The sequence below is a fragment of the Phenylobacterium sp. genome (genome assembly GCF_036402295.1).
Classification (GTDB): Bacteria; Pseudomonadota; Alphaproteobacteria; order Caulobacterales; family Caulobacteraceae; genus Phenylobacterium.
Genome location: NZ_DASWTE010000162.1, coordinates 1 through 20,639, shown reverse-complemented (window position 1 = coordinate 20,639; position 20,639 = coordinate 1). Strand labels below are relative to the sequence as shown.

Sequence of the window (20,639 nt, the reverse complement as noted above, 5' to 3'; positions counted from 1 at the left end):
CGACGACGCGGGTCAAGTCCCCGACTCCGATGCGGAGGGAGTCGACACCCTTGGGGGCGACCGCGTGGCCAAGCTGTTGGCCCGGGCCGGCGTCGGCTCGCGCCGCGATGTCGAGCGGCTGATCGGCGAGGGCCGGGTGGCGATCAACGGCCGCACGCTCGACACGCCGGCGGTGAAAGTGGAGCCCGGCGACATCGTCACCGTCGATGGCGAGGTGGTGGGCGAACCGGAGCCGGCGCGCCTGTTCCGCTACCACAAGCCGGTGGGGCTGGTGACGACGCATAAGGACCCGAACGGGCGGCCGACGGTGTTCGACGCCCTGCCCGAGGGGCTGCCGCGGCTGATCTCCGTGGGGCGGCTGGACCTCAATTCCGAGGGGCTGCTGCTGCTCACCAACGACGGCCAGCTGGCGCGGGCGCTGGAGATGCCGTCGACGGCCATCGTGCGCCGCTACCGCGCCCGGGCGCACGGGCGGACCACGCAGGAGAGGCTCGACACGCTGATGAAGGGCGTCACCGTCGAGGGCGTCCGCTATGGGCCGATCGAGGCGAAGCTCGACAAGGCCAAGGAGGGGCCGCAGGGCGCGAACCTCTGGATCACGGTGACCTTGCATGAGGGCAAGAACCGCGAGGTACGCCGCGTGCTGGAGTCCATCGGGCTGAAGGTGAACCGGCTGATCCGCCTGGCCTACGGGCCGCTGGCGCTGGGGACGCTGGGCGTGGGCGAGATCGAGGAGGTGGGGCCGCGGGTGGTCCGCGAGCAGTTCGCCGAGCACATCGACTCCGACAACCTGCCCAAGGGCGAGCGGCCGCAGTACCGGGTGAAGGCGAAATCCTCGCGCCGCGATCCGCAGGCGGCTGCGGCGTCCGCGGTGGTCGCCTCGCCGGCGCCGCGCGAGCCCAAGACCAAGCCGGTCTACAAGGCCGGTTGGGCAAAGCCGAAGCCCAAGGTGCGGCCGCATCCCCCGCCGAAGAAGAAGGCGTCCGGACCGAAGGACGGCAGCAAGGCTGCGCCGTTCCGCCCCGACGCGCGGCCCGTGGGCGCCAAGAGCCGGTCCAAGCCGGGCGCGGCTAGACCTTCTGGATCTCCGCGGGCCGGCGGCCCGTCTCCAGGCCCGCGCGGGCCGAGGCCTGGGTCATCACCTCGAGGAACCCGCGGCGCTCGTCCGCCAGGCCGGCCGCGACCGGGCGGTCGAGGGCCGCGCGGGTGAGCCGCTTGGCGTAGGCCAGCCCTTCGGCGCCCCAGCCGTCCCATTCCGCCGCGATCTCCAGCGCCCGGGCCAGCGGGTCGGCGCTGAGCTCGTGCACCATGCCGATCGCGTGCGCCTGCTCGCCGGTGAAGGTCAGCCCGCGCAGGATGATCTCCAGCGCCTTCGCTTCCCCGACCACGCGGGGCAGGCGCTGGGTGCCGCCGCCGCCGGGGAAGATGCCGATGCGGGTCTCGGGGAGGCCGATGGCCTCGACCGCGGGGCTCGCGATCCGCAGGTCGCAGGCCAGCGTCAACTCGAAGCCGCCGCCCATGCAGAGGCCGTTGATGGCGGCGACCACCGGCTTCGGCGCGGCGTAGATGGCGTCGACCAAGGCGAGGAATCCCTGCTCCGGCGGGGCGTCGGAGGGCGGCGGTAGCGGCCGGTCCTTGAGCTGCTCGCCCATCACCGACAGCTCGTCCACGTCGTAGTGGCGGATGAAGATGCCCCGCAGGCCGCCGGTGATGATCACCGAGCGCACGGCGGGGTCGGCGGCGAGCGGCCGGAACGCGTCCAGCATCTCCTGCGAGCCGGCGGCGGTCATGGTGCCGAACGGCGGGTTCGCATAGGTCATCACCGCCGCGCCGCCGCGGCGCTCCACCTTCACCAGGCCCATGGCGTCTCTCCCGTCTTGATTGTTGGGCGAAACCTTGGAACGGAGCCCCTAGGGCAAGCAAGGAGCAGCGGTTGCGCATCGTTTCCGGGGACTTCCGCGGCAAGGCGCTGATCGCGCCGGCGGGCGACAACACGCGGCCCACGTCGGACCGCGCGCGCCAGGCGATCTTCAACATCCTGGAGCATGCGCCCTGGAGCGAAGGCGTGCGCGAGCGCCGGGTGATCGACCTGTTCGCCGGCTCGGGCGCGCTGGGCTTCGAGGCCCTGTCGCGGGGCGCGAGCTTTTGCCTGTTCGTGGAGACGGACGAGGCGGCCCGCGGCGCGATCCGCGAGAACGTCGACGCCATGGGCTTGTTCGGGCGCACGCGGGTGCACCGCCGCAGCGCCGTCGACCTGGGCGTGCGGCCCGGCGCCGACGGGCCGGCCTTCGACCTCGCCTTCCTGGATCCGCCCTACGCCAAGGGCCTGGGCGAGCAGGCGCTGGAGCGCTTGGCGGCCGGCGGCTGGCTGGCTGACGGCGCGATCGTGGTGTTCGAGCGGGGATCGACCGAGCCGCCGTTCGAGGCGCCCGGCTACGAGGTGCTGGACGCGCGCGACTATGGCCCCGCGCGCGTCCATTTCCTCAGGGCCCTACCACGCCCGGGCTGAGGTCCGGTTGTCGGCCTGGGCGCGCAGGCTGAGCAGGCCCTGGCGGGTGATGCGGTAGGGACCGCCGTCGCGGCTGGCGATCAGCCGCTTCTGCTTCAGGGCCTTGAAGACGGCGACGTCGCAGTCGCTGAGGCGCCAGCCTTCGCGGGTGATGCACTCGGCGGCCACGAGGGTTCCGCGTTCGTTGCGTTCGATCAGGATCGCGCCCCCGCGGGCGAGCGCGTGCAGCGTCCGTTGCTGCGGCTTGGATACGTTCAAGGAAATGTCCGGGTTCAGGCGTCACGGGGCGCGCCCGCTAGAGCCCACCCGGGTCGCTCGGCGACCCGGGATGAAAGGGCTCGTCGCATCTTTGCTGGAGCGCATCCTGGCGGGATGCGCTCTGGGGCGCGGACGGTACGGGCCTGGTCGCCGGTCAGAAGCGAGGCTCCGGCTGGCGGTTAGGCCCGGGCCTCGAACGCATTCTCAGACATGCTCGCGAGGATGAGCGCGCCGCCGGCGGGGCGCAAGTCCAGGCTGTGGCCGGGCGACGTCACAAACATGTCTTGAAAGGTTCATTCCCGGTCGACGCGCCGTTAGGAGGAGCTCAGCCATGGATCGCCCGCAAATCGGGGACTTGGTCATGACGCTGCTGCTCGACATTGCGCCGCACATTCCGCCGGTCTCGCCGCAGACGCCGGGGGCCGAACTGTATGAGCGGTTCCAGAACGAGGCCGACACCATGGCCGTCGCCGTGGTGGACGAGGAGGGCCGGCCCGTGGGGCTGGTGGAGCGCAACGCCTTCCTTGTGCTGATGGCCGCCCAGCACGGCTACGCCCTTTGGTCGAAGCGCCCGGCCTCGCACATGATGAAGCGCGATCCGGTGGTCGCCGACGGCGATGTCACCGTGGCCGAATTCTGCGGCCGCATCCTGGCCGAGCGACCGTCCGAGCTGCTCCACGGCTTCATCGTGACCTGCGGCGGCCGCTATGCCGGCGTGGGCACGACGCTCGCGCTCCTGCAGGCCACCGCGACGGCGACCGCCACCCACGCCGAGACCATGAGCCGGCTGGCCTGCGAGGCCAACGAGGCGCTGGCCGCCAAGGGCCGGTTCCTGGCGGTGATGAGTCATGAGATCCGCACGCCGCTAAATGGGGTGCTGGCCGTGGCCGAGATCCTGAAGCGCAAATCCGAGCAGGCCGACCTGACCCCCTTCATCGAGACGATCCTGGAGTCCGGCGGCGTGCTGCTGCGGCTGCTGAACGACGCCCTGGACCTGTCGCGCGCCGAGGCCGCCGGGCTGGACCTCGACGAGGCGCCGCTGGCCGTCCCGCGCATCCTCGAGGATTCCCTGAGCCCCTGGACCGCCCAGGCCGAACTGAAGGGCCTGAGCGTCAAGGCGACCTACGACGGCCCGGCGGACCTCTGGGCCCTGGGCGACGCCGTACGGCTGCGCCAGGTGTTGAACAACCTGGTAGGCAATGCGCTGAAGTTCACGGCGCAGGGCGGGGTCGACGTGCGGCTGTCAGCCGTGGCGGACGGCGAGTACGTGCGGCTGCGCGGCGAGGTGACCGACACCGGGCCGGGCATTCACGCGGACCGGCTGGAGGAGATCTTCATGCCGTTCCTGCAGGCGGAGGAAGGCGTGCGGCAGGGCGGCGCCGGCCTGGGCCTGGCGGTCTGCCGCCAGATCGTCGACCGGATGAACGGCGTGATCCGGGCCCTGCCGGGGCGCGAGCAGGGCGCGGCGTTCGTCTTCGAGCTGCCGCTGCACCGGCTGCCGGCGCCGGCGGCCGAGGCCGAGCCGCCCTCGACGGTGGAGGCGGGCGACGCGGTCCACGTGCTGATCGTCGACGACAACCCCACCAACCGCATGGTCGCCCAGACGCTGGTCGAGATGTTCGGCTGCTCGAGCGAGAACGTCGACAACGGCGAAGACGCGGTGGCCGCGGTGGCCAGCGGCCGCTTCGACCTGGTGCTGATGGACATCAAGATGCCGGGCATCGACGGGGTGGAGGCCACGCGCCGCATCCGCTCGGGCGGCGGCCCGGCCAGCCAGGCGCCGATCCTGGCGCTCACCGCCAACGCCGACCCGGCCGACGCGGCGTTCTACCGGCTCGCCGGGATGAACGGCGTGGTCGACAAGCCGATCAAGCCCGAACGCCTGCTGGCCGCCATGAACGCGGTGCTGCAGATCGACACCGCCGGCGAGGAGACGCGGGCGGCGTAGGTTGGTCACTCCCCATCGCTGGCAAGGGGTGGTGACGCCAGATTTGCGGCCGGGGCCATCATGGGCGCACCTGACTGGCGAGGGGCCGCTTCCCCGCTGCTCTCCGATCCTAATGGACGCCGCCCGCTATTTCGGCATTTCGAAGGTGACGGTCACGCTGCCGGCCGAACGCCATGTGGCGCCGTGGTGAACCGCCTCGATGTTGTTGCCGTCGGGGTCGAGGAAGAAGCCCGCGTAGTAGCCCGGATGATAGGGCCGCTCGCCCGGCTTGCCGTTGTCGCGGCCGCCGGCGGCGAGGGCTGCGGCGTAGACCTTGTCTACCGTCGCGCGGTCCTTCGCCTGGAAGGCGAGGTGGACGCGGCTGCCGTCGCCGGCGTCGATCCAGAACTCGTCGGCCTGCAAGTGATCGTCGTCCTGGACGTAGGGGATGCCGAGCGCTTCGAAGATCGCGATGTAGAAGCGCTTGGAGGCGGCGAGGTCGCGAGCGCGCAGATGCACGTGGTCGATCAGCCGGCCGATGTGGAGTTCCATGGCGAGGGCTCCTTTTGCGGGGAGTTGACCCTAACGTCGCGTGAGGGCGGACGGCTCCCGAACGGGAGAAGGTATCGATCGATTGCGCGGATACACGGTCAAGCAGGTGGCGAGGCTCAGGTGCGGCGGCAGCCCGGACGGGCTCAGGCGGCCTCCGGCTGGATCGCCTGCAGTCGGGCGCTGAGCGGCGCGCGGATGGTGCAGATGACGCCGCTGGGGACGAAATCCAGCCTGACCTCGCCGTGCACCTCGCCGGCCACGCCGCGCTCGAGCAGGCGCGAGCCGAAGCCCCGGCGGGCAGGCTGGGTGACCGGCGGCCCGCCGCTTTCGCGCCACGTGATGACGACCTCTTCCTCACCATTCTCCACGGCGATGTCGATGCGACCAGAGCCTTTCCAGGCGCCGTGCTTCACGGCGTTGATGGTGAGCTCATGCAGCGCCATGCCGAAGCTGATGGCGAAGTTGGGATCGAGTCGCAGGTCGGGGCCCGTGCAGGCGAACGGGCGGCCGTAGGGCTTGAGGGTGATCGCGACGAGATCTCCGAAAGACGCGCCCTCCCAGGCGGTCTTCACGAGCAGATTGTGCGTGGCCGACAGCGCCATCAGCCGCTGGACGAAGAGCTCGCGCGCCTCGGCGAGGTCGTGGGCGTCGCGCAGGGTCTGCCCGGCCACCGACTGCACCGAGGCCAGCGTGTTCTTCACCCGGTGATTCAGTTCGTCGAGCAGCAGCTTCTGGTGCTCCTGGTGCTCGCGCATCTTCCGCATGGCCTGGAGCATCTCGAGTTCGGCGCGCTTGCGCTCGGTGATGTCCATGCCCGCGGCGAGCAGCCGGAGCGGTTGGCCCGTGGCGTCCCGCTCCACCTTGGTCACGGTGAAGGCCCAGCGGACTTCGCCGTCGCTCCGGAGCACGCGGAACTCGGATCGGATGGGGGTTTCGCCCGCGTCGGGGCTGGCCCACTGCGCCTTCACCCGGTCGACGTCCCGCGGGTGCATGTAGGTGTTGTCGCCGGGCGGCCAGATGTCCTCGAAGGCGGGCTCCCGGTCCAGCGCTATGGGAGACGCGCCGTGACGCGTCACGGTGTGGGTCGGGAAATCCAGTTCGTAGACCCGCAGCCCCGCCAGCTGGATGGCCAGCAGCAGGCGCTGCTCCGCGCGCTGGATCGCCTCCTGCGCGACCTTCTCGTCGGTGATGTCCATACCGGCGCCGCGGAGGCCGACGCAGACGCCCTCCTCGTAGACCGGCTCGCCGAAGATCCGCACCCAGCCGCGCGTGCCGTCGGCGCGGGTATAGCGAGCCTCGTAGCTGATGCGCTCGCCATGATCGCGGGCGCGTGCGAGCAATTCGCCGATCCAGGCGTGGTCCTCGGGATCGTACATGTCGAGCCCGCGCTCCATCGGCAACACGCGGGGGCCACCGCGCAGCAGGCGCACGCTCTCCTCCGACTGCACGAGCAGGCCCTGTCGGAAATCGATCTCCCAGCCGGCGAGCTTGGTCATCTCGGCGGCCGAGCGCAGAACCGCAGCCTGGACTTCGGCCGTGCGCTCGCGGGCCTCTGCTGCGAGGAGCGCCATTTCCCGCTCAGTGACGTCGCGGGACGTGACCAGGATCGCGATGCATTCGCCTCTATCGTTCCGCAATGGTGAAAGCACGACGTCGAAATGGCGAAGCTCGCCCGAGCAGGTCCGGGTCGGCGCCGTGAAGCGCTGGACTTCGCACCGGGCCGCGGCGTCGAGCGCCTGGGCCGCGACGGCGCGTTCGGGGTCATCCCATAGCCCGAGCCACGACCTGCCGAGCAGCGCCCCCGCATCGCCGCCGCCCAGCAGGATGACCCCGTTGCGGTTGATGAACTGGAGGCGGCCGTCGAGATCGAGGATCTTCACACAGTCCGGGCTGTTCTCCAGCGCGCTCCGCAAGAGCCCATCGCTTGCGAAGGACGTGGCCGCCAGATTTACAGCCAGAGCTGTCATGCGCGCGCCCGACCGTTGCAGCCGGGATCCCTGCTGGGGGGTTCTACACTACCGGACGGGATGCCTTTGACAAAACAGCGTTATCGCCGCACGCGCACAGGTGGTCGCCGGGCAAATCACTGGTTTTTGGAGAGCGCTAACGCCGCCCGAACAGCCGCTCGATGTCGGCGAGCTTGAGCTCCACGTAGGTGGGGCGGCCGTGGTTGCATTGGCCGGAGTGCGGGGTGGCCTCCATCTGGCGCAGGAGGGCGTTCATCTCGGGGGCGGTGAGGCGGCGGCCGGCGCGGACCGAGCCGTGGCAGGCCATGGTCGAGCAGACCTCTTCCAACCGTTCCTTGAGCGCCAGCGCCTGGCCGTTCTCGGCGATGTCGTCGGCGATGTCGCGGATGAGGCCGGCCGCGTCGGTCTCGCCCAGCAGCGCTGGGACCTCGCGGACCAGGACCGCGCCGGGGCCGAACGGTTCGATGACGAGGCCCAGCGCCGCGAGCTCGTCGGCGCGGGCCGCGACTCGCTCGGCCTCGGCGGGGTCCAGCTCCACCACCTCAGGCAAGAGCAGCGCCTGGCGGGCGACGCCGCCGTCGGCCATCTCGGTCTTCATCCGCTCGTAGACGAGGCGCTCGTGGGCGGCGTGCTGGTCGACGATGACCACGCCGTCGCGGGTCTGGGCGACGATGTAGGTCTCGTGCACCTGGGCCCGGGCGGCGCCCAGCGGGAAGTCGACCGGGTCGAAGGCGGGCGCCGGCGCGGCGGGTTCGCCGACGCCGGGCGTCCACGGTTCGGGCGGGACCTCGGCGCGGGCGGAGACCTCGGAGAGGCCGGGGATCGACTGCACGGCCGCCGCCATCGCCGGCGCCCAGCCGCCCTGCCGCCAGGCCGAGAACCCGGCGCCCGACGGCGGGGGCGCGCCTTGGGGACGGAAGCCGCCCAGCGCCGCCATGGAGGCGGTGGTCGAGGCGCGGTGGCCGGCGGCGGCCAGCGAATGGCGCAGGCCGCTGACGATCAGGCCGCGGACGAGGCCGGGGTCGCGGAAGCGCACCTCGGCCTTGGCCGGGTGGACGTTGACGTCGACGAGGCCGGGGTCGAGCTCGACGTACAGGGCGCAGACCGGGTGGCGGTCGCGGGCCAGGAAGTCGGCGTAGGCGCCGCGCAGCGCGCCCTGCAGCAGCCGGTCGCGCACCGGGCGGCCGTTGACGAACAGGTACTGGTGGGCGGCGTTGCCCCGGTTGTAGGTGGGCAGGCCCGCATACCCCGTCAGGCGCACGCCCTCGCGCTCGTGGTCGATCAGGAGCGCGTTGTCGGAGAACTCGCGGCCCATGATGGCGCCCAGACGGGCAAGGCGGCCCTCGTCGCCGGCGCTCTCGGCGGGCAGACGCAGCGTGCGGCGGCCGTCGAGGTCGAGGGCGAAGCCGACGGCCTCGTGGGCCATGGCCTGGCGCTTCAGCTCCTCGGCGATCGCCTGGCTCTCCGACCGCTCGGACTTCATGAACTTCAGGCGCGCCGGCGTGGCGTAGAAGAGGTCTCGCACTTCCACCCGCGCGCCGTGCGGGCCAGGGAAGCCCGCGGGCGTCACCTGTCCCACCGCGCCGCCTTCCACGAAGATCGCGTGGGCGTCGGCGAGGCCTTTGGAGCGGCTGGTGATGGAGAGCCGCGCCACCGATCCGATGGAGGGAAGGGCCTCGCCGCGGAAGCCGAGGGTGGCGATGCGCAGGAGGTCGTAGTCGCCGTCGGCGTCGGGCGCCAGCTTGGAGGTGGCGTGGCGCTCGACGGCCAGCGGAAGCTCTGCCGCCGTCAAACCGCCACCGTCGTCGGCCACCAGGATGCGGGTGAGCCCGCCGCCGTCGGCTTGGACCTGGACCTCCGACGCGCCCGCGTCGAGGGCGTTCTCGACCAGCTCCTTGACCGCACTCGCGGGGCGCTCCACCACCTCACCGGCGGCGATGCGATTGATGAGTTCGGGCGGCAGGCGGCGGATCGGCATGGGCCCTTCCTACATAGTACGATTCCGAGGAGTCTCCCGCCCGTGCTGAATCGTCTCGCTGCTCTCTCGCTCGCCGTGCTGGCCTGCGCGTTGCCCGCGTCCGCGCAGGCGCCGCCGCCCGCAGCTCCGATCGACGACCCCGACGCTACGTTGGTGGAGGAGCTGGTCGTGCGCGGCCGGCTGCCGGGGCCAGCCTGGTGGCGGGTGTCGGACGCCGACACCACGGTCTACGTGCTGGGCGTGCCGTCGCTGGCGCCCAAGCGGATGGAGTGGGACAGGGCGATCTTCGAACGGCGGCTCGAGGGCGCGAACGTGGTGATCCTGCCCTTCGTCAACGTGCGCGCGAAGCCGGTCGGCTCGATCGGCACGGCGATCAACCTGATGCGGCTGCGCTCGGGCGGGCCGTTCGAGGCCCGGCTGGACGCAGGCACGCGGGCGCGGTTCGTGGCCGTGCGCACGCGGCTGGGTCAGGACGCCAAGCACTACGGCACCAGCAACCCGCTGGCGGCGGGCGTGCAGCTGGCCATCGACTACCGCGACAAGTCGCAGCTCACGAACATGGACCCGGCCAAGCTCGTCCGCCTGCTCGCCCAGCGGAAGCGCGTGAAGGTGGTGGAGAAAAGCTACGACCTGGGCCCGCAGCTGGGCGGCATCCTGCGCACGCCGGCGAGCACGGGGCGCATCTGCTTCGACGAGGTGCTGGCCCAGGCAGAGGCCGGGCCGGGCGCGACGCTCGCGGCGGCGCGGGCGTGGGCGGTGGGCGACGTGGAGGGAGCGCTGCAGAACGAGCGCACCTACGAGCGCTGCCTGGCCGTGATCTCGGGCGGGCGCACCTACGACGAGCGGACCAAGGCCGATACGGCCGGCGCGATCGCCGGGGCGCTGAAGCAGCCGGGCCACGCGATCGTGCTGGTCCCGCTGCGGCCGCTGTTGGCCCAGAACGGCGTGCTCGAGCGTCTGCGGGCGCAGGGGTTCACGGTGAAGACGCCGGGCGAGGACTGAGAGCCGCGTAGCGGCGACTTCCCTTCGAACCGCGGAAGACGCGGAAAGAACGCGGAAGGCGATCGGCCCCTCCTTCCGCGCCTTTCTGCGTTTTCCGCGATCCAAAAAAGATTGAGCCTCCGCTTGCGCGGCGGCTCGAAGACTTTCAGCGGTGCGCCTTGGGCTAGAGCCCCGGGAGCTTGATGCGGCTCTTAGCTTCGCGCTGGATGGTGACGGGCTTGGCGCCGATCAGCTTGCCAACCCGTTCCTTCTCGGAGGCCGCGTCGATCGGGCTGTTGGAGCCGTCGAGGGCCGCGGTCTGCTGCGGCGCAGGCTCGTCCTTCTTCCAGAACATCACCCGGTCGGCGAAGCTCTTTTCCTTGTGGGCGATGTCGCCGAACTCGTCGTCGACGACGTAGCGCACCAGCGGGTCGGCCTTTTCGGCGCCGGCCTTGGCGACCAGCAGCTTCTCGCCGTCCGAGCGCTGTTCGGCCTCACGCTGGCCCAGCAGCGCGTTGCGGGCGGCGCTCTCGGGCTGCAGCTCCTGCGGGCGCGGCTCGCCGGGGGCCGGCGGGCGCAGCGCGTAGTCGGGCGGCACCACCAGCGGCGCCTTGGTGACGACGCGGAACTCGTCGGGGGTCACCTTGGACATGCCCAGGGCCTTCTGGGTCGACTGGCAGCCGGCGAGGCCCGCGGCCGCGACCAGTGCGGTCGCCACGATCACTCGATTGAAGCTCATGAACCCTAGAAACTCCCAAGCCCGCCCCATCCGGGGGGCGGCGCATCATCCTGCAGTGTCGCCGGGTTCCGTGGCCGGAAAACGGCGGAGGGACTGGATACCCCAATCGGCGGGGCGCGCCAACGCCGTCAGGCCGGGCGTTCTCGCCGCAGGCTGTCGAGCAGGATGAGGATCACGCCGATCGTGATGCCCGAGTCGGCGATGTTGAAGATCCACGGGAAGAACCCCAGCCGCTGGACGTCGATGAAGTCGACCACCGCGCCGAAGCGGGCCCGGTCGATGGCGTTGCCGATCGCGCCGCCGATCAGGAGGCCCAGACCGACGGCCGGCAGCAGGCGCACCTGGCTCCTCGCCCAGAAGGCCAGCAGGATCCCCACGCCCACGTTGAACACCACCATGCCCCAGCGGACGAGATCGTGCCGGGTCTGCAAGAGGCCGAAGCTGACGCCCTCGTTCCAGATGCGGGTGAACTGAAGCGGCCAGAACACCTCCATCGTGGCCTGCTCGGGCAGGCGCACGACCGAGAGGATCCAGAACTTGGTGAGCTGGTCGAGGATCAGCACCACCGCGGCGATGGCGTAGGCGCGCCAGCCCCAGGAGGTGACGCTCGGACGGACGGCGGTCTCGGCGCTCATCCGCGGGCCGCGTCCCAGGCCGCCACGGCCTCAGCGTCGCGCAGCGACAGGTCCGGGTAGCGCGGGTCGGAGCCCACCTCGGGCAGGATCCGCCACGAGCGGGCGCATTTCCTGCCCTCGGCCCTCAGCGGTTCGACGGCGACACCGGCCACTTCGGACAGTCGGAACGCACCGGCCGGGCCGTCGCCGGTGACCAGGGTCGCCTGACTGGTGCGGAACACCTCGGCGGCGTCCAGGCCCTCGAAGGCGGCGAGCAGGCCGGCGTCGGCGACGTGGACCTTCGGCGCCGCCTCGAGCGCCGCGCCCATGCGCTTCTCGCGCCGCTCGACTTCCAGCGCGCCGGTCACCACGGACGTGACCTGCTGCACCTTGGCCCAGCGAGCGGCCTCGGCGTCGTTGCGCCACTCGGCCGGGGTGATCGGGATGGTCCGCAGGCAGTTGGAGTGGCCCTGCGGATACCGCGTGGTCCAGGCCTCTTCCATCGTGAAGGGGATGAGCGGGGCCAGCCACGCCGTCAGCCGCTCGAAGGCGGCGTCCATCACCGTGCGCGCCGCGCGGCGGCGAAGCGCGTCCGGCTGGTCGCAGTAGAGGCTGTCGCGGCGGATGTCGAAGAACAGCGCCGAGAGGTCCTCCTGGCAGAAGTCGAGCACCGGCCGGATCACGTCCTGGAACAGGTAGGCGTCGTAGGCGGCGCGGACCTGGCCGTCGAGCTCCCACAGTCGGTGCAGGATGAACCGCTCCAGCGGCGGCATCTGGTCGAGCTCCACCGCCTCGTCGGGCGAGAAGTCGGCCAGCGCGCCCAGCATGTAGCGGACGGTGTTCCTGAGCTTGCGGTAGGCGTCGGACGTGGTCTGCAGGATCGTCTTCCCGATCCGGCTGTCGTCGGCGTAGTCGATCATCGCGGCCCAGAGGCGGATGATCTCGGCCCCGTTCTCGCGGATGACGATCTCGGGATCGACGGTGTTGCCCTTGGACTTGGACATCTTCTCGCCGTTCTCATCCATGGTGAAGCCGTGGGTGAGGATGGCGTCATAGGGCGCGCGGCCGCGGGTGCCCGAGCTTTCCAGCAGGGACGACTGGAACCAGCCGCGGTGCTGGTCCGAGCCTTCCAGGTAGAGGTCGGCCGGCCACTTGGTGTGGGCGCGGTTTTCCAGCGTGAAGGCGTGAGTCGAGCCGGAATCGAACCAGACGTCGAGGATGTCCTCGACCTTCTCGAAGCGCTGCGGGTCGTGCTCGCCCAGGAAGTCGGAGTCGGGCCGGTTGAACCAGGCGTCGGCGCCCTCGGCCTGAATCGCCTCGACGATCCGCCGGTTGACCTCATCGTCGTGCAGCGGCTGGTTCGTCTCCTTGTCGACGAACATGGCCAGAGGCGCGCCCCAGGCCCGCTGGCGGCTGATCAGCCAGTCGGGCCGGCTCTCCACCATCGAGCGGATGCGGTTCTTGCCCGCGGCCGGATAGAAGGTGGTGGCCTCGATGGCGTCGAGCGCCGCCTCGCGCAGGCTGCGGCCGCCGAGCTCCCTGGTGTCCACCGGCTCGTCCATGCGGATGAACCACTGGGGCGTGTTGCGGAAGATAACCGGGGCCTTCGAGCGCCAGGAATGCGGATAGCTGTGCTCCATCCGCCCGCGCGCCAGCAGGCGGCCGGCTTCGATCAACTTCTCGATCACGGCCGGGTTGGCGGGGCCGAACTTGCCGGCCTTCTTGCCCTCGGTCTCCAGCACCTTCAGGCCGCCGAACAGGGCGACGTGCTCATAGTAGGCGCCGTCGGGATCGACGGTTTCGGGGATCTCGCGATGGCCGTGCGCCAGCCAGACCACGTAGTCGTCGGCGCCGTGGCCGGGCGCGGTGTGCACGAAGCCGGTGCCGGCGTCGTCGGTCACGTGGTCGCCGGCCAGCAGCGGCACGCCGAACCGGTAGTGGGCGTCGAGGTAGGCGAACGGGTGCTCGCAGACCATGCCCTGGCAGTCGATGCGCTCGACGCGGCGGGCCTTGGCGATCTTCGCGGCGGTGAAGACGTCGTCCGCCAGCTTGTCGGCCACGATCAGCCGGTCGCCCGGCTTGGCCCAGGGCTCGAACTCCAGCCCCGTCTCCATCTCCTCGACGAGGTAGACGCCGTAGTCCACGGCGTCGCTGTAGCTGATCGCCCGGTTGGCGGGGATGGTCCAGGGCGTGGTCGTCCAGATCACGACGCTGGCGCCGCGGGCGGCGTCCGAACCCTCGGTCACCGGGAACTTCACCCAGATCGTGGGGCTCACGTGGTCGTGGTATTCGACCTCGGCGTCGGCCAGCGCCGTGCGCTCGACCGGGCTCCACATCACCGGCTTCGAGCCGCGGTAGAGCTGGCCCGAGGCCACGAACTTGTGGAACTCGGCCACGATCGCCGCCTCGGACGAGTAGTCCATGGTGGCGTAGCGGTTCTCCCAGTCGCCCACGACGCCCAGGCGCTTGAAGCCGTCCTTCTGCACGCCCATCCAGTGGGCGGCGTAGTCGCGGCAGAGGGTGCGGAACTCGGCCTTGGAGACCTCGTCCTTACGGCGGCCCTTGGCGCGCAGCTCCTCCTCGATCTTCCACTCGATCGGCAGGCCGTGGCAGTCCCAGCCAGGCACATAGTCGACATCGAAGCCCAGCAGGAACTTCGAGCGGACCACGAAGTCCTTCAGCGTCTTCTGCAGGCAGTGGCCCACATGGATGGCCCCGTTGGCGTAGGGCGGCCCATCATGCAGCACGAACAGGGGCGCGCCCGCGCGCTGCCGGTCGGCGCGCATGGCGTGGTAGAGGTTCTCCGCGTCCCACTTCGCCAGGATTTGCGGCTCCTTCTGCGGCAGGCCCGCGCGCATGGGGAAGGGCGTCTCGGGAAGGAAGACGGTTTCGCGATAGTCGCGCGTGGGCGTCGGGGCGTCGTCGGCCATAACTCTGTCCAGATGGTCCGGGGGTCTAGAGGTGCGGGGTGAGAACCCGGCGCGCGCTGGAACGGCTTCGTCCGGCGGCGTCACGCCGGGCGGATAATTCGCAGGCTCTTCCGGACCGTAGTCATCGCGCTGGCTCTAACAGAGTGAGCTTGGGTCGTCATCCCCAGGCTTGACGCCCCGAGCAGCGGTGTCTGCTGATACCGCCATGTGCCACTTCGTGACCCTCGTCGTACCCGCCGCCGACCCCGCGGCCGTGAAGCGTGTGCTGGAGCGGCATGGCCGAGTTGCGCAGCCGATCGCCAACCCGTCGGTCGCCAGGCGCTTGCTGCCCGGCGAAGCCCAGTTCCTGACGACACCGGGCCATTGCGACTGCGGAACGGTGCTCGCGCCGCGCGTTGGCCCGGACTTCGAGGCGACTCTCGAGCAGGAGGGCGCGCGCCTTGCTCGCAAGGGTTGGTCCAAGTCCAAAGTCGCCCGTGCGTTGGACGATCGACGCCGCGCCGCCGCGCGGCCCGACGGTGGGGGCGGTGACTCCGCCGAGCTGTGGGCCAACGTGCTGGGCGACCTGCATCGCGAATTGAAGCTGCCGTATGCCGGCCTGTTGGTGCGGCTCTACGAGGGTCGTGTGGCGGATGAGGCGTTTGAAGTGGATCGCGTCGAGGCGAGGATCCCCGGCACACTGGTGGAATCGGTCGCGCCCCTGAGTGAGGACACGCTGACGATCTTCCGATCAGGGGGCGCCACGTGAGCCCGGCGAAGGCCGCGGCATTCCTGGCCGCAGGGGTGCTGGCGCTGGGCGCGACCGCTGCGCTGGCCGCTCCGGGCGTCCGCGGGCCCGACAAGGGGACGCTGATCATTGCCGGCGGCGGCAAGCTGGGACGCGAGATCGTGGGGCGGTTCATCACCCTGGCGGGCGGTCCCGGCGCGCGGATCGTGGTGGTCCCGACGGCGGCCGAGCAGGACTTCGGGCAGGACTGCCCGTGCCTGGGCATGTTCCGGGCGCTGGGCGCGACCAACCTCACCGTGCTCCACACCCGCGACCCGAAGGTCGCCGACACCGAGGCGTTTGCGGCGCCGCTGAGGACGGCGAGCGCGGTGTGGTTCGTGGGCGGGCGGCACTGGCGGCTGGTGGACTCCTACGCCGGCACGCGGACCGAGGCCGAGATCAAGAAGCTGCTGGCCCGCGGCGGCGTGGTGGGCGGCACCTCGGCGGGGGCCTCGATCCAGGCGTCGTACCTCGTGCGGGGCGCGCGGGAGGGCAACGAGGTCATGATGGCGCCCGGCTACGAGAAGGGCTTCGGCCTCATGCAGGGCGTGGCCATCGACCAGCACATCACCGCCCGCGGCCGCGAGAACCACCTGAAGACGGTCATCGACAAGCATCCCGACCTGCTGGGCATCGGCATCGACCAGTCGACGGCCATCGAGGTGACCCGCGACCGCTTCAAGGTGCTGGGCGTCGGCCACGTCTTCATCCACGACGGCAAGAAACAGCCGAACGGCGGATTCTATTCGCTGCTGCGGCCGGGCGAGGCGTTCGACTTGAAGGGATTGAAGGCCATGGCCGCAGACAAGCCAGCCGCGTCGACAGGCTGCGCGGCCGCCGCAGCGGCGCTTGCTCAGTCCACCGACGATGACGAATGGAACTTCTACCCCCTGAAGGTCGACAACCAGCCGGCCTCGATCTTCCTCGACATGAGCATCGCCCGGCGGGCGCCCGTCCCGGGCTACGACCGGATGGGCTACCTCCGCGTGATCATGCGCAAACCGCGCGACGACGGCCTCTCCAGCAGCGAGGAGTTCGACGAGCTGGTCCGCGTGGAGGACGCCATCGTCGCCGAAATCCAGCAAGCGAGCCCCACGCTCTACGTCGGCCGCAACACCTCGAGCGGCAATCGCGACTTCTATTTCTACACCCGCGACGCCCAGGTCTTCGAAGCCGTGGCGCGTAGGGCGATGGCCGCCTTCCCGGAATACCGGTTCGAGATCGGCGACCGGGCCGACGCCAAGTGGTCGACCTACTTCGAGTTCCTGTATCCCCGGCCGCTCGACATCCAGTTCATGGGCAACCGCAGCGTGTTGGCCCGTCTCGCCACGGACGGTGACGACGGCGCTATGCCCCGGTCGATCGACCACCTCGCCATCTTCCCCAACCGCGCGGCGGGCGATGGGTTTGCGACCGAGATGGCGGCCCAGGGCTTCAAGGTCGAGGCGAAGCGGTACAATCCGGACGACCGGAAGCAGTATCTGGTCAACGTCTCGCGGGTCGACCGGCCGGTCGAGATCGACCGCGTCGTCGAGATCCTCTTCAACTCCGCCCAGAAACGCGGCGGCGAGTACGACGGCTGGGAGACGGAAGTGGTGCGCGGGGCGAAGTAGCGGGCGACTCGGCGCTCGCCTCATCCAGGCTTCACCACAGCGTCTGATTTCGTTGGCGTTCGGCGAGATGTTCGCGTATAGGGACAAAATCAAATTGCGATTTGGTTCGGCTGCTCTCCACGCTTGTTCTTCGGATCGAGCCCGGACTTCGCAAGATCCTCTCCGACGATTTGATGTCACTTCCCGTCCGGGACGTGTCAGAACTTGCACAAGAAAGACAGAAAACATGGCTATCGGCACCGTGAAGTGGTTCAACCCCACCAAGGGCTTCGGCTTCATCCAACCTGACGACGGCGGCGCTGACGTCTTCGTCCACATTTCGGCCGTCGAGCGCGCGGGCCTCGGCTCGCTGAACGAAGGTCAGAAGGTCAGCTTCGAGCTCGAGCGCGACCAGCGCAGCGGCAAGATGTCGGCCGGTCAGCTGCAGTCCGCGTAAGGACTATCGCCGGCGGCGCGGGGCGCGTCCCTGCGCCGCCGGCGGCTACGCGGCTATGACCCAATCAACGATTGAACGCGCCTATGAGTTGGCCCGCGCGGGGTGCGCCCCCGACTTCGCCAGCCTGAAGCGACGTCTCAAGGCGGACGGCTGCCGCGCGGTCGACGCGTTGCTGGCGCCGCGCTCCATCCGGGGTCACCTGGAGGCGATCTGTGCGGCGACCTATGCGGCCGCGACCACCCGAGAAGGAGCCCCATGAACGAGATACTGCGAACCGGATTCCAAGACCGCCTGAAGGCGTCGGCCGAGGCCAAGAAGGCCCTGCTGGCCGCCTTCAAGCCGAAACCGTCGGTCCCGGCCGCCGAGCTGTCCTCACGCGCCGAGGCCCGTGCGGCCGAACTCGTGCGCGTCCGCGAGGACCGCGCCGAGGCCAAGGCCGCCCGCAAGCAGGCCGCCGCCGACGCTATCGAGTCCGCACGCCTGAGCGACGAGGCCCAGGCCGCCGCGGCGCTGGACGCCAAGCGTGGCGAGCGCAAGGAACGCAAGGCGCTCACCAAGGCCGAGCAGAAAGCCAAGCGCGATGCGCGCTACGCGGCCCGCAAGGCCCGCGCCTAAGACGAGGAGCGCACATGGCGCGGAAGCCCAACTACCAGTTCGAGCGCATGGAGCGCGACCGCCAGAAGGCGATCAAGACCGCCGAGAAGGCGGCCGCCAAGCGCGAGCAGCGCGAACGCGAGCGCGCGGAATCCAATCCCGAGGCGGCCGATCCGGCCCCCGACGAAAGCTGAGCATGCCAAGCGGCGACATCTACAATCACGAGACCGTCCAGCTGGACGGCGAGACCTTCTCGGACTGCGAATTCCGCGACTGCCGGCTGGTCTACGCCGGCGGCGAGCCGCCCCAGTTCCGCGGCTGCAGCTTTGTCGGCTGCGACTGGAAGTACGACGAGGCGGCGGCCCGCACCCTGGCGCACCTGAAGCTCGTCTGGAGCGTCGGCGGGAAGTCCTCGGTGCAGGCGCTGATCAAGGACATCACCGTCAGCCGCTGAGGGCCTTGTGCGGCGGGCGGGGCGCAGCCCATGCTCGCCGGCGGCAACGATGCGAGGGCTCCGCAATGGCCGGCCTGAAGGACAAGGGTGGCTTCTTCATCGACAAGGACCGCCTCGACCTCTCCGAGCGCAAGGCGGTCGAGTACTGGATGAAGAAGTGGGGTGTGACGAAGGACCAGCTCACCGCCGCCCACCGCAAGGTCGGCAAGATGACCAAGGACATCGCCGCCGAGCTGGGGAAGCGCCGCTGACGGCGCGCTCAGCTAGCTGACGATCGGCGAGGACCGGAAGGCCGTGCGTTCCGGCCAACGGATCTGCGCCGCCGCGGCCAGGCGGTCGGCGAGGTCGGCCGAGATGTCGAGCTTGCCCACGGGCGGCGCGCCAAACGCGAGGACGGCGCGCTTCTGGAACCACGCTTCGCGGCGCTCCACGCCCAGCTGATCCCACGGCACGAAGAACGGCCGGTCGAAGGGCGCGAACAGCTTCCACATGCCGACGCGCAGCCCGGTGCGGCAGGCGGTCAGCGTCAGGATGTTGTTCATCCGCACGCCGCGCATGAAGCCCGAGGCCATGCGGACGGTCGCGAGGACCTCGTCGTCGCGATCCGGGAACCGGGTCTCGATCCCCTTCCACCCCGACACGGCGCTCAGGATCGTCACCACCAGCAGCCACATCCCGATGAAGAAGACCGGGAAGGCGAACGGGATGATCAGGACGGGGTCGGACATGGCTCTACGGGCCCAGCGCCCGCCGGGCGTTCTCGGCGTCCTGCATCACCTGGGCGGTCATCGTCTCCAGGTCCGGGAACTTCTCCTCGGGACGCAGGAAGGCCACGAGGTCGGTCTCGATGATGCGGTCGTAGATGTCCTCGTCGAAGTCGAAGAGCCAGACCTCGAGCAGGGGGTGGTCGATGCCGTGGACGGTCGGGTTGACGCCGATGTTGGCGACCCCCTCGAACTGGCGGCCGTCGGACAGGCGGGTGCGCACGGCGTAGACCCCGTACTTCGGGCTGACGTAGTCGCCGAGGTCGACGTTGGCGGTGGGAAAGCCCAGCTTGCGACCCAGCTGGCGGCCGCGCTGCACCGGGCCCTCGATGGCGAAGGGGCGGCCCAGGATCTCCGCGGCGATCTCGGGATGGCCGTCGCGCAGGGCCTCGCGCACGGCGGTCGAGGAGAACTTCTCGCCGCCGCCGTCACCCACGGGCTCGGCCACCGAGACCCCGAAGCCCAGTTCCTCGCCGTACTGGCGCATCGTGACGGGCGTACCGGTACGGCCCTTGCCGAACGAGTTGTCGAAGCCCACCGCCACGTGGCGCGCGCCCAGCCCCCTGTGCAGGACCTCCGTCGCGAACTCGCGGTCGGTCATGCCCGCCAGCTCGGCCTCGAGCGGCAGGACGTAGAGGATGTCGACGTTCAGCTTCTCGAGCGCGCGCGCCTGCTGGTCGGTCTTCATCAGGCGGAAGGCCGGCTCGTCCGGGCGGAAGTAGACGCGCGGGTGCGGGTCGAAGGTGATCACGCCCAGCGGCGCGCCGAGGCGCTCGGCGGCCTGGTGGGCGAGCTCGATCACCTGCTGGTGGCCCAGATGGACGCCGTCGAAACTGCCCATGGCCACGGCTGCCCCGCGATCGCCCTCGGACAGGTCCTTCCAGCCGCGGATGACCCGGATGCGCTTCATGCGCCCCCGATTGTCACGCCCCGCGGCGGGGCGCAATCACCAGAGCTTCGCCGTCGACCACCGTCTTGCCGTTCACCGCGCAGGTCGTGTCGAGCGTGACGTGGCCGCGGGCGGCGTCCAGCGCCTTCACGGTGGCGCGGGCCACGACCAGGTCGCCCACCTTCACCGGCCGGCGGAAGCGCAGCGACTGCGAGAGGTAGATGGCCCCCGGCCCCGGCAGCTTGGTGCCCAGGATCGCCGAGATGTAGGCGCCCGACAGCATGCCGTGGGCGATCCGCTCCCCGAAGGTCGTGGTCTTGGCGTAGACGTCGTCCAGGTGAACCGGATTGTTGTCTCCGGACACCTCCGCGAACGCCTCGATGTCGGCTATGCCGACGACACGGCTCATCTCCGCGGACTGACCGACGGTCAGTTCGTCAAAATAGAATCCCTGCACGGAAAGACCCCCCTCCGCTTCCGTCGCGCGCCCCTTTGTCCCCCGCCGGTCCGTGCACCCGGCGAGCGACTCGCGCCTACCATTCAATATCAGCGATAACCCAGTTCGCCTGTAGGCCCTCTTGCCGCAGGAGATCATTCACCACAACCTCGTTCAGCCCGTCCGGGCCCACCGTCTCGCCGCCATGGATGCCGTTGGCCACGAACAGCAC

At 70.3% G+C, this 20,639-nt stretch carries 20 protein-coding genes and 2 pseudogenes; 11 read left to right on the top strand and 11 right to left on the bottom strand.

Going from position 1 to position 20,639, the window contains the following annotated elements; translation table 11 throughout:
* Window positions 1-64 precede the first annotated feature (64 nt).
* Window positions 65-1,210: a pseudouridine synthase gene (locus VGD44_RS10240; RefSeq protein WP_331086559.1), complete on the top strand. Its 1,146-nt coding sequence runs from the start codon at window positions 65-67 to the stop codon at window positions 1,208-1,210.
* Here VGD44_RS10240 and VGD44_RS10235 read toward each other — a convergent pair.
* Window positions 1,167-1,790, bottom strand: a pseudogene (locus VGD44_RS10235) (enoyl-CoA hydratase/isomerase family protein); the annotation flags it as partial. The gene VGD44_RS10240 and the pseudogene VGD44_RS10235 overlap by 44 nt on opposite strands.
* Window positions 1,791-1,927: 137 nt before the next feature.
* On the opposite strand from VGD44_RS10235, the pseudogene rsmD reads away from it, so the two are divergent.
* Window positions 1,928-2,509 (top strand): annotated as a pseudogene (gene rsmD / locus VGD44_RS10230) (16S rRNA (guanine(966)-N(2))-methyltransferase RsmD); the annotation flags it as partial.
* Here the strand turns inward: rsmD and VGD44_RS10225 are convergent.
* Window positions 2,492-2,767, bottom strand: a complete 276-nt coding sequence (locus VGD44_RS10225; RefSeq protein ID WP_331086558.1) for a YjhX family toxin — start codon at window positions 2,765-2,767, stop codon at window positions 2,492-2,494. The pseudogene rsmD and the gene VGD44_RS10225 overlap by 18 nt on opposite strands.
* Before the next feature lie 331 nt (window positions 2,768-3,098).
* Between VGD44_RS10225 and VGD44_RS10220 the strand changes: the two genes are divergently transcribed.
* Window positions 3,099-4,715 (top strand): response regulator, encoded by a 1,617-nt coding sequence (locus VGD44_RS10220; RefSeq protein ID WP_331086557.1) that lies wholly within the window; start codon window positions 3,099-3,101, stop codon window positions 4,713-4,715.
* 126 nt (window positions 4,716-4,841) lie between these two features.
* Here VGD44_RS10220 and VGD44_RS10215 read toward each other — a convergent pair whose 3' ends face one another.
* The 3 genes from VGD44_RS10215 to mutL all read right to left on the bottom strand — a co-directional run bounded on the left by VGD44_RS10215 (window position 4,842) and on the right by mutL (window position 9,191).
* Window positions 4,842-5,246, bottom strand: coding sequence for a VOC family protein (locus VGD44_RS10215; protein ID WP_331086555.1), 405 nt, complete (start codon window positions 5,244-5,246; stop codon window positions 4,842-4,844).
* A gap of 143 nt (window positions 5,247-5,389) precedes the next feature.
* Window positions 5,390-7,213 carry a PAS domain-containing protein gene (locus tag VGD44_RS10210; protein ID WP_331086553.1) on the bottom strand — a complete coding sequence of 608 codons (1,824 nt, stop codon included), beginning with the start codon at window positions 7,211-7,213 and terminating at the stop codon, window positions 5,390-5,392.
* A 136-nt stretch (window positions 7,214-7,349) separates the two neighbouring features.
* Window positions 7,350-9,191, bottom strand: a complete 1,842-nt coding sequence (gene mutL, locus VGD44_RS10205; protein WP_331086552.1) for a DNA mismatch repair endonuclease MutL — start codon at window positions 9,189-9,191, stop codon at window positions 7,350-7,352.
* A gap of 42 nt (window positions 9,192-9,233) precedes the next feature.
* Here mutL and VGD44_RS10200 point away from each other — a divergent pair, with 42 nt between their 5' ends.
* The gene (locus VGD44_RS10200; RefSeq protein ID WP_331086550.1) at window positions 9,234-10,193 is read left to right on the top strand and encodes a TraB/GumN family protein; all 960 of its coding nucleotides are present in this window, start codon (window positions 9,234-9,236) and stop codon (window positions 10,191-10,193) included.
* 163 nt (window positions 10,194-10,356) lie between these two features.
* On the opposite strand, the gene VGD44_RS10195 is transcribed toward VGD44_RS10200, so the two are convergent.
* The 3 genes from VGD44_RS10195 to ileS all read right to left on the bottom strand — a co-directional run bounded on the left by VGD44_RS10195 (window position 10,357) and on the right by ileS (window position 14,455).
* Window positions 10,357-10,911, bottom strand: a complete 555-nt coding sequence (locus tag VGD44_RS10195; RefSeq protein ID WP_331086548.1) for a DUF3035 domain-containing protein — start codon at window positions 10,909-10,911, stop codon at window positions 10,357-10,359.
* Between the two features lie 128 nt (window positions 10,912-11,039).
* Complete coding sequence (gene lspA / locus VGD44_RS10190; RefSeq protein WP_331086546.1) at window positions 11,040-11,546, bottom strand: signal peptidase II; 507 nt, start codon at window positions 11,544-11,546, stop codon at window positions 11,040-11,042.
* Complete coding sequence (ileS, locus tag VGD44_RS10185) at window positions 11,543-14,455, bottom strand: isoleucine--tRNA ligase (protein WP_331086544.1); 2,913 nt, start codon at window positions 14,453-14,455, stop codon at window positions 11,543-11,545. The genes lspA and ileS overlap by 4 nt, the downstream gene beginning before the upstream one ends.
* Before the next feature lie 217 nt (window positions 14,456-14,672).
* On the opposite strand from ileS, the gene VGD44_RS10180 reads away from it, so the two are divergent.
* The 7 genes from VGD44_RS10180 (at window position 14,673) to VGD44_RS10150 (ending at window position 18,569) form a co-directional block, all read left to right on the top strand.
* Window positions 14,673-15,203 carry a hypothetical protein gene (locus tag VGD44_RS10180; RefSeq protein WP_331086542.1) on the top strand — a complete coding sequence of 177 codons (531 nt, stop codon included), beginning with the start codon at window positions 14,673-14,675 and terminating at the stop codon, window positions 15,201-15,203.
* Window positions 15,200-16,834 (top strand): DUF695 domain-containing protein, encoded by a 1,635-nt coding sequence (locus tag VGD44_RS10175; RefSeq protein ID WP_331086540.1) that lies wholly within the window; start codon window positions 15,200-15,202, stop codon window positions 16,832-16,834. Before VGD44_RS10180 ends, VGD44_RS10175 begins: the two co-directional genes overlap by 4 nt.
* A gap of 226 nt (window positions 16,835-17,060) precedes the next feature.
* Window positions 17,061-17,270 (top strand): cold-shock protein, encoded by a 210-nt coding sequence (locus tag VGD44_RS10170; RefSeq protein ID WP_331086539.1) that lies wholly within the window; start codon window positions 17,061-17,063, stop codon window positions 17,268-17,270.
* A 255-nt stretch (window positions 17,271-17,525) separates the two neighbouring features.
* On the top strand, window positions 17,526-17,885 hold the full coding sequence (locus VGD44_RS10165) for a DUF6481 family protein (protein WP_331086537.1): 360 nt from the start codon (window positions 17,526-17,528) through the stop codon (window positions 17,883-17,885).
* A gap of 14 nt (window positions 17,886-17,899) precedes the next feature.
* On the top strand, window positions 17,900-18,058 hold the full coding sequence (locus VGD44_RS10160; RefSeq protein ID WP_331086535.1) for a hypothetical protein: 159 nt from the start codon (window positions 17,900-17,902) through the stop codon (window positions 18,056-18,058).
* Between the two features lie 2 nt (window positions 18,059-18,060).
* Window positions 18,061-18,318, top strand: a complete 258-nt coding sequence (locus tag VGD44_RS10155; RefSeq protein WP_331086533.1) for a hypothetical protein — start codon at window positions 18,061-18,063, stop codon at window positions 18,316-18,318.
* A 65-nt stretch (window positions 18,319-18,383) separates the two neighbouring features.
* The gene (locus tag VGD44_RS10150; protein WP_331086531.1) at window positions 18,384-18,569 is read left to right on the top strand and encodes a DUF3606 domain-containing protein; all 186 of its coding nucleotides are present in this window, start codon (window positions 18,384-18,386) and stop codon (window positions 18,567-18,569) included.
* Window positions 18,570-18,581: 12 nt separating this feature from the next.
* Here VGD44_RS10150 and VGD44_RS10145 read toward each other — a convergent pair whose 3' ends face one another.
* From VGD44_RS10145 to VGD44_RS10135, 3 genes are read right to left on the bottom strand one after another with little or no spacing between them, the layout of a single operon-like run.
* Window positions 18,582-19,046, bottom strand: coding sequence for a hypothetical protein (locus VGD44_RS10145; RefSeq protein ID WP_331086529.1), 465 nt, complete (start codon window positions 19,044-19,046; stop codon window positions 18,582-18,584).
* Between the two features lie 4 nt (window positions 19,047-19,050).
* Window positions 19,051-19,992 carry a bifunctional riboflavin kinase/FAD synthetase gene (locus VGD44_RS10140; RefSeq protein ID WP_331086527.1) on the bottom strand — a complete coding sequence of 314 codons (942 nt, stop codon included), beginning with the start codon at window positions 19,990-19,992 and terminating at the stop codon, window positions 19,051-19,053.
* 13 nt (window positions 19,993-20,005) lie between these two features.
* A complete protein-coding gene (locus VGD44_RS10135; protein ID WP_331086525.1) occupies window positions 20,006-20,428 on the bottom strand; it encodes a MaoC family dehydratase in 423 nt (140 codons plus the stop codon).
* Window positions 20,429-20,639 lie beyond the last annotated feature (211 nt).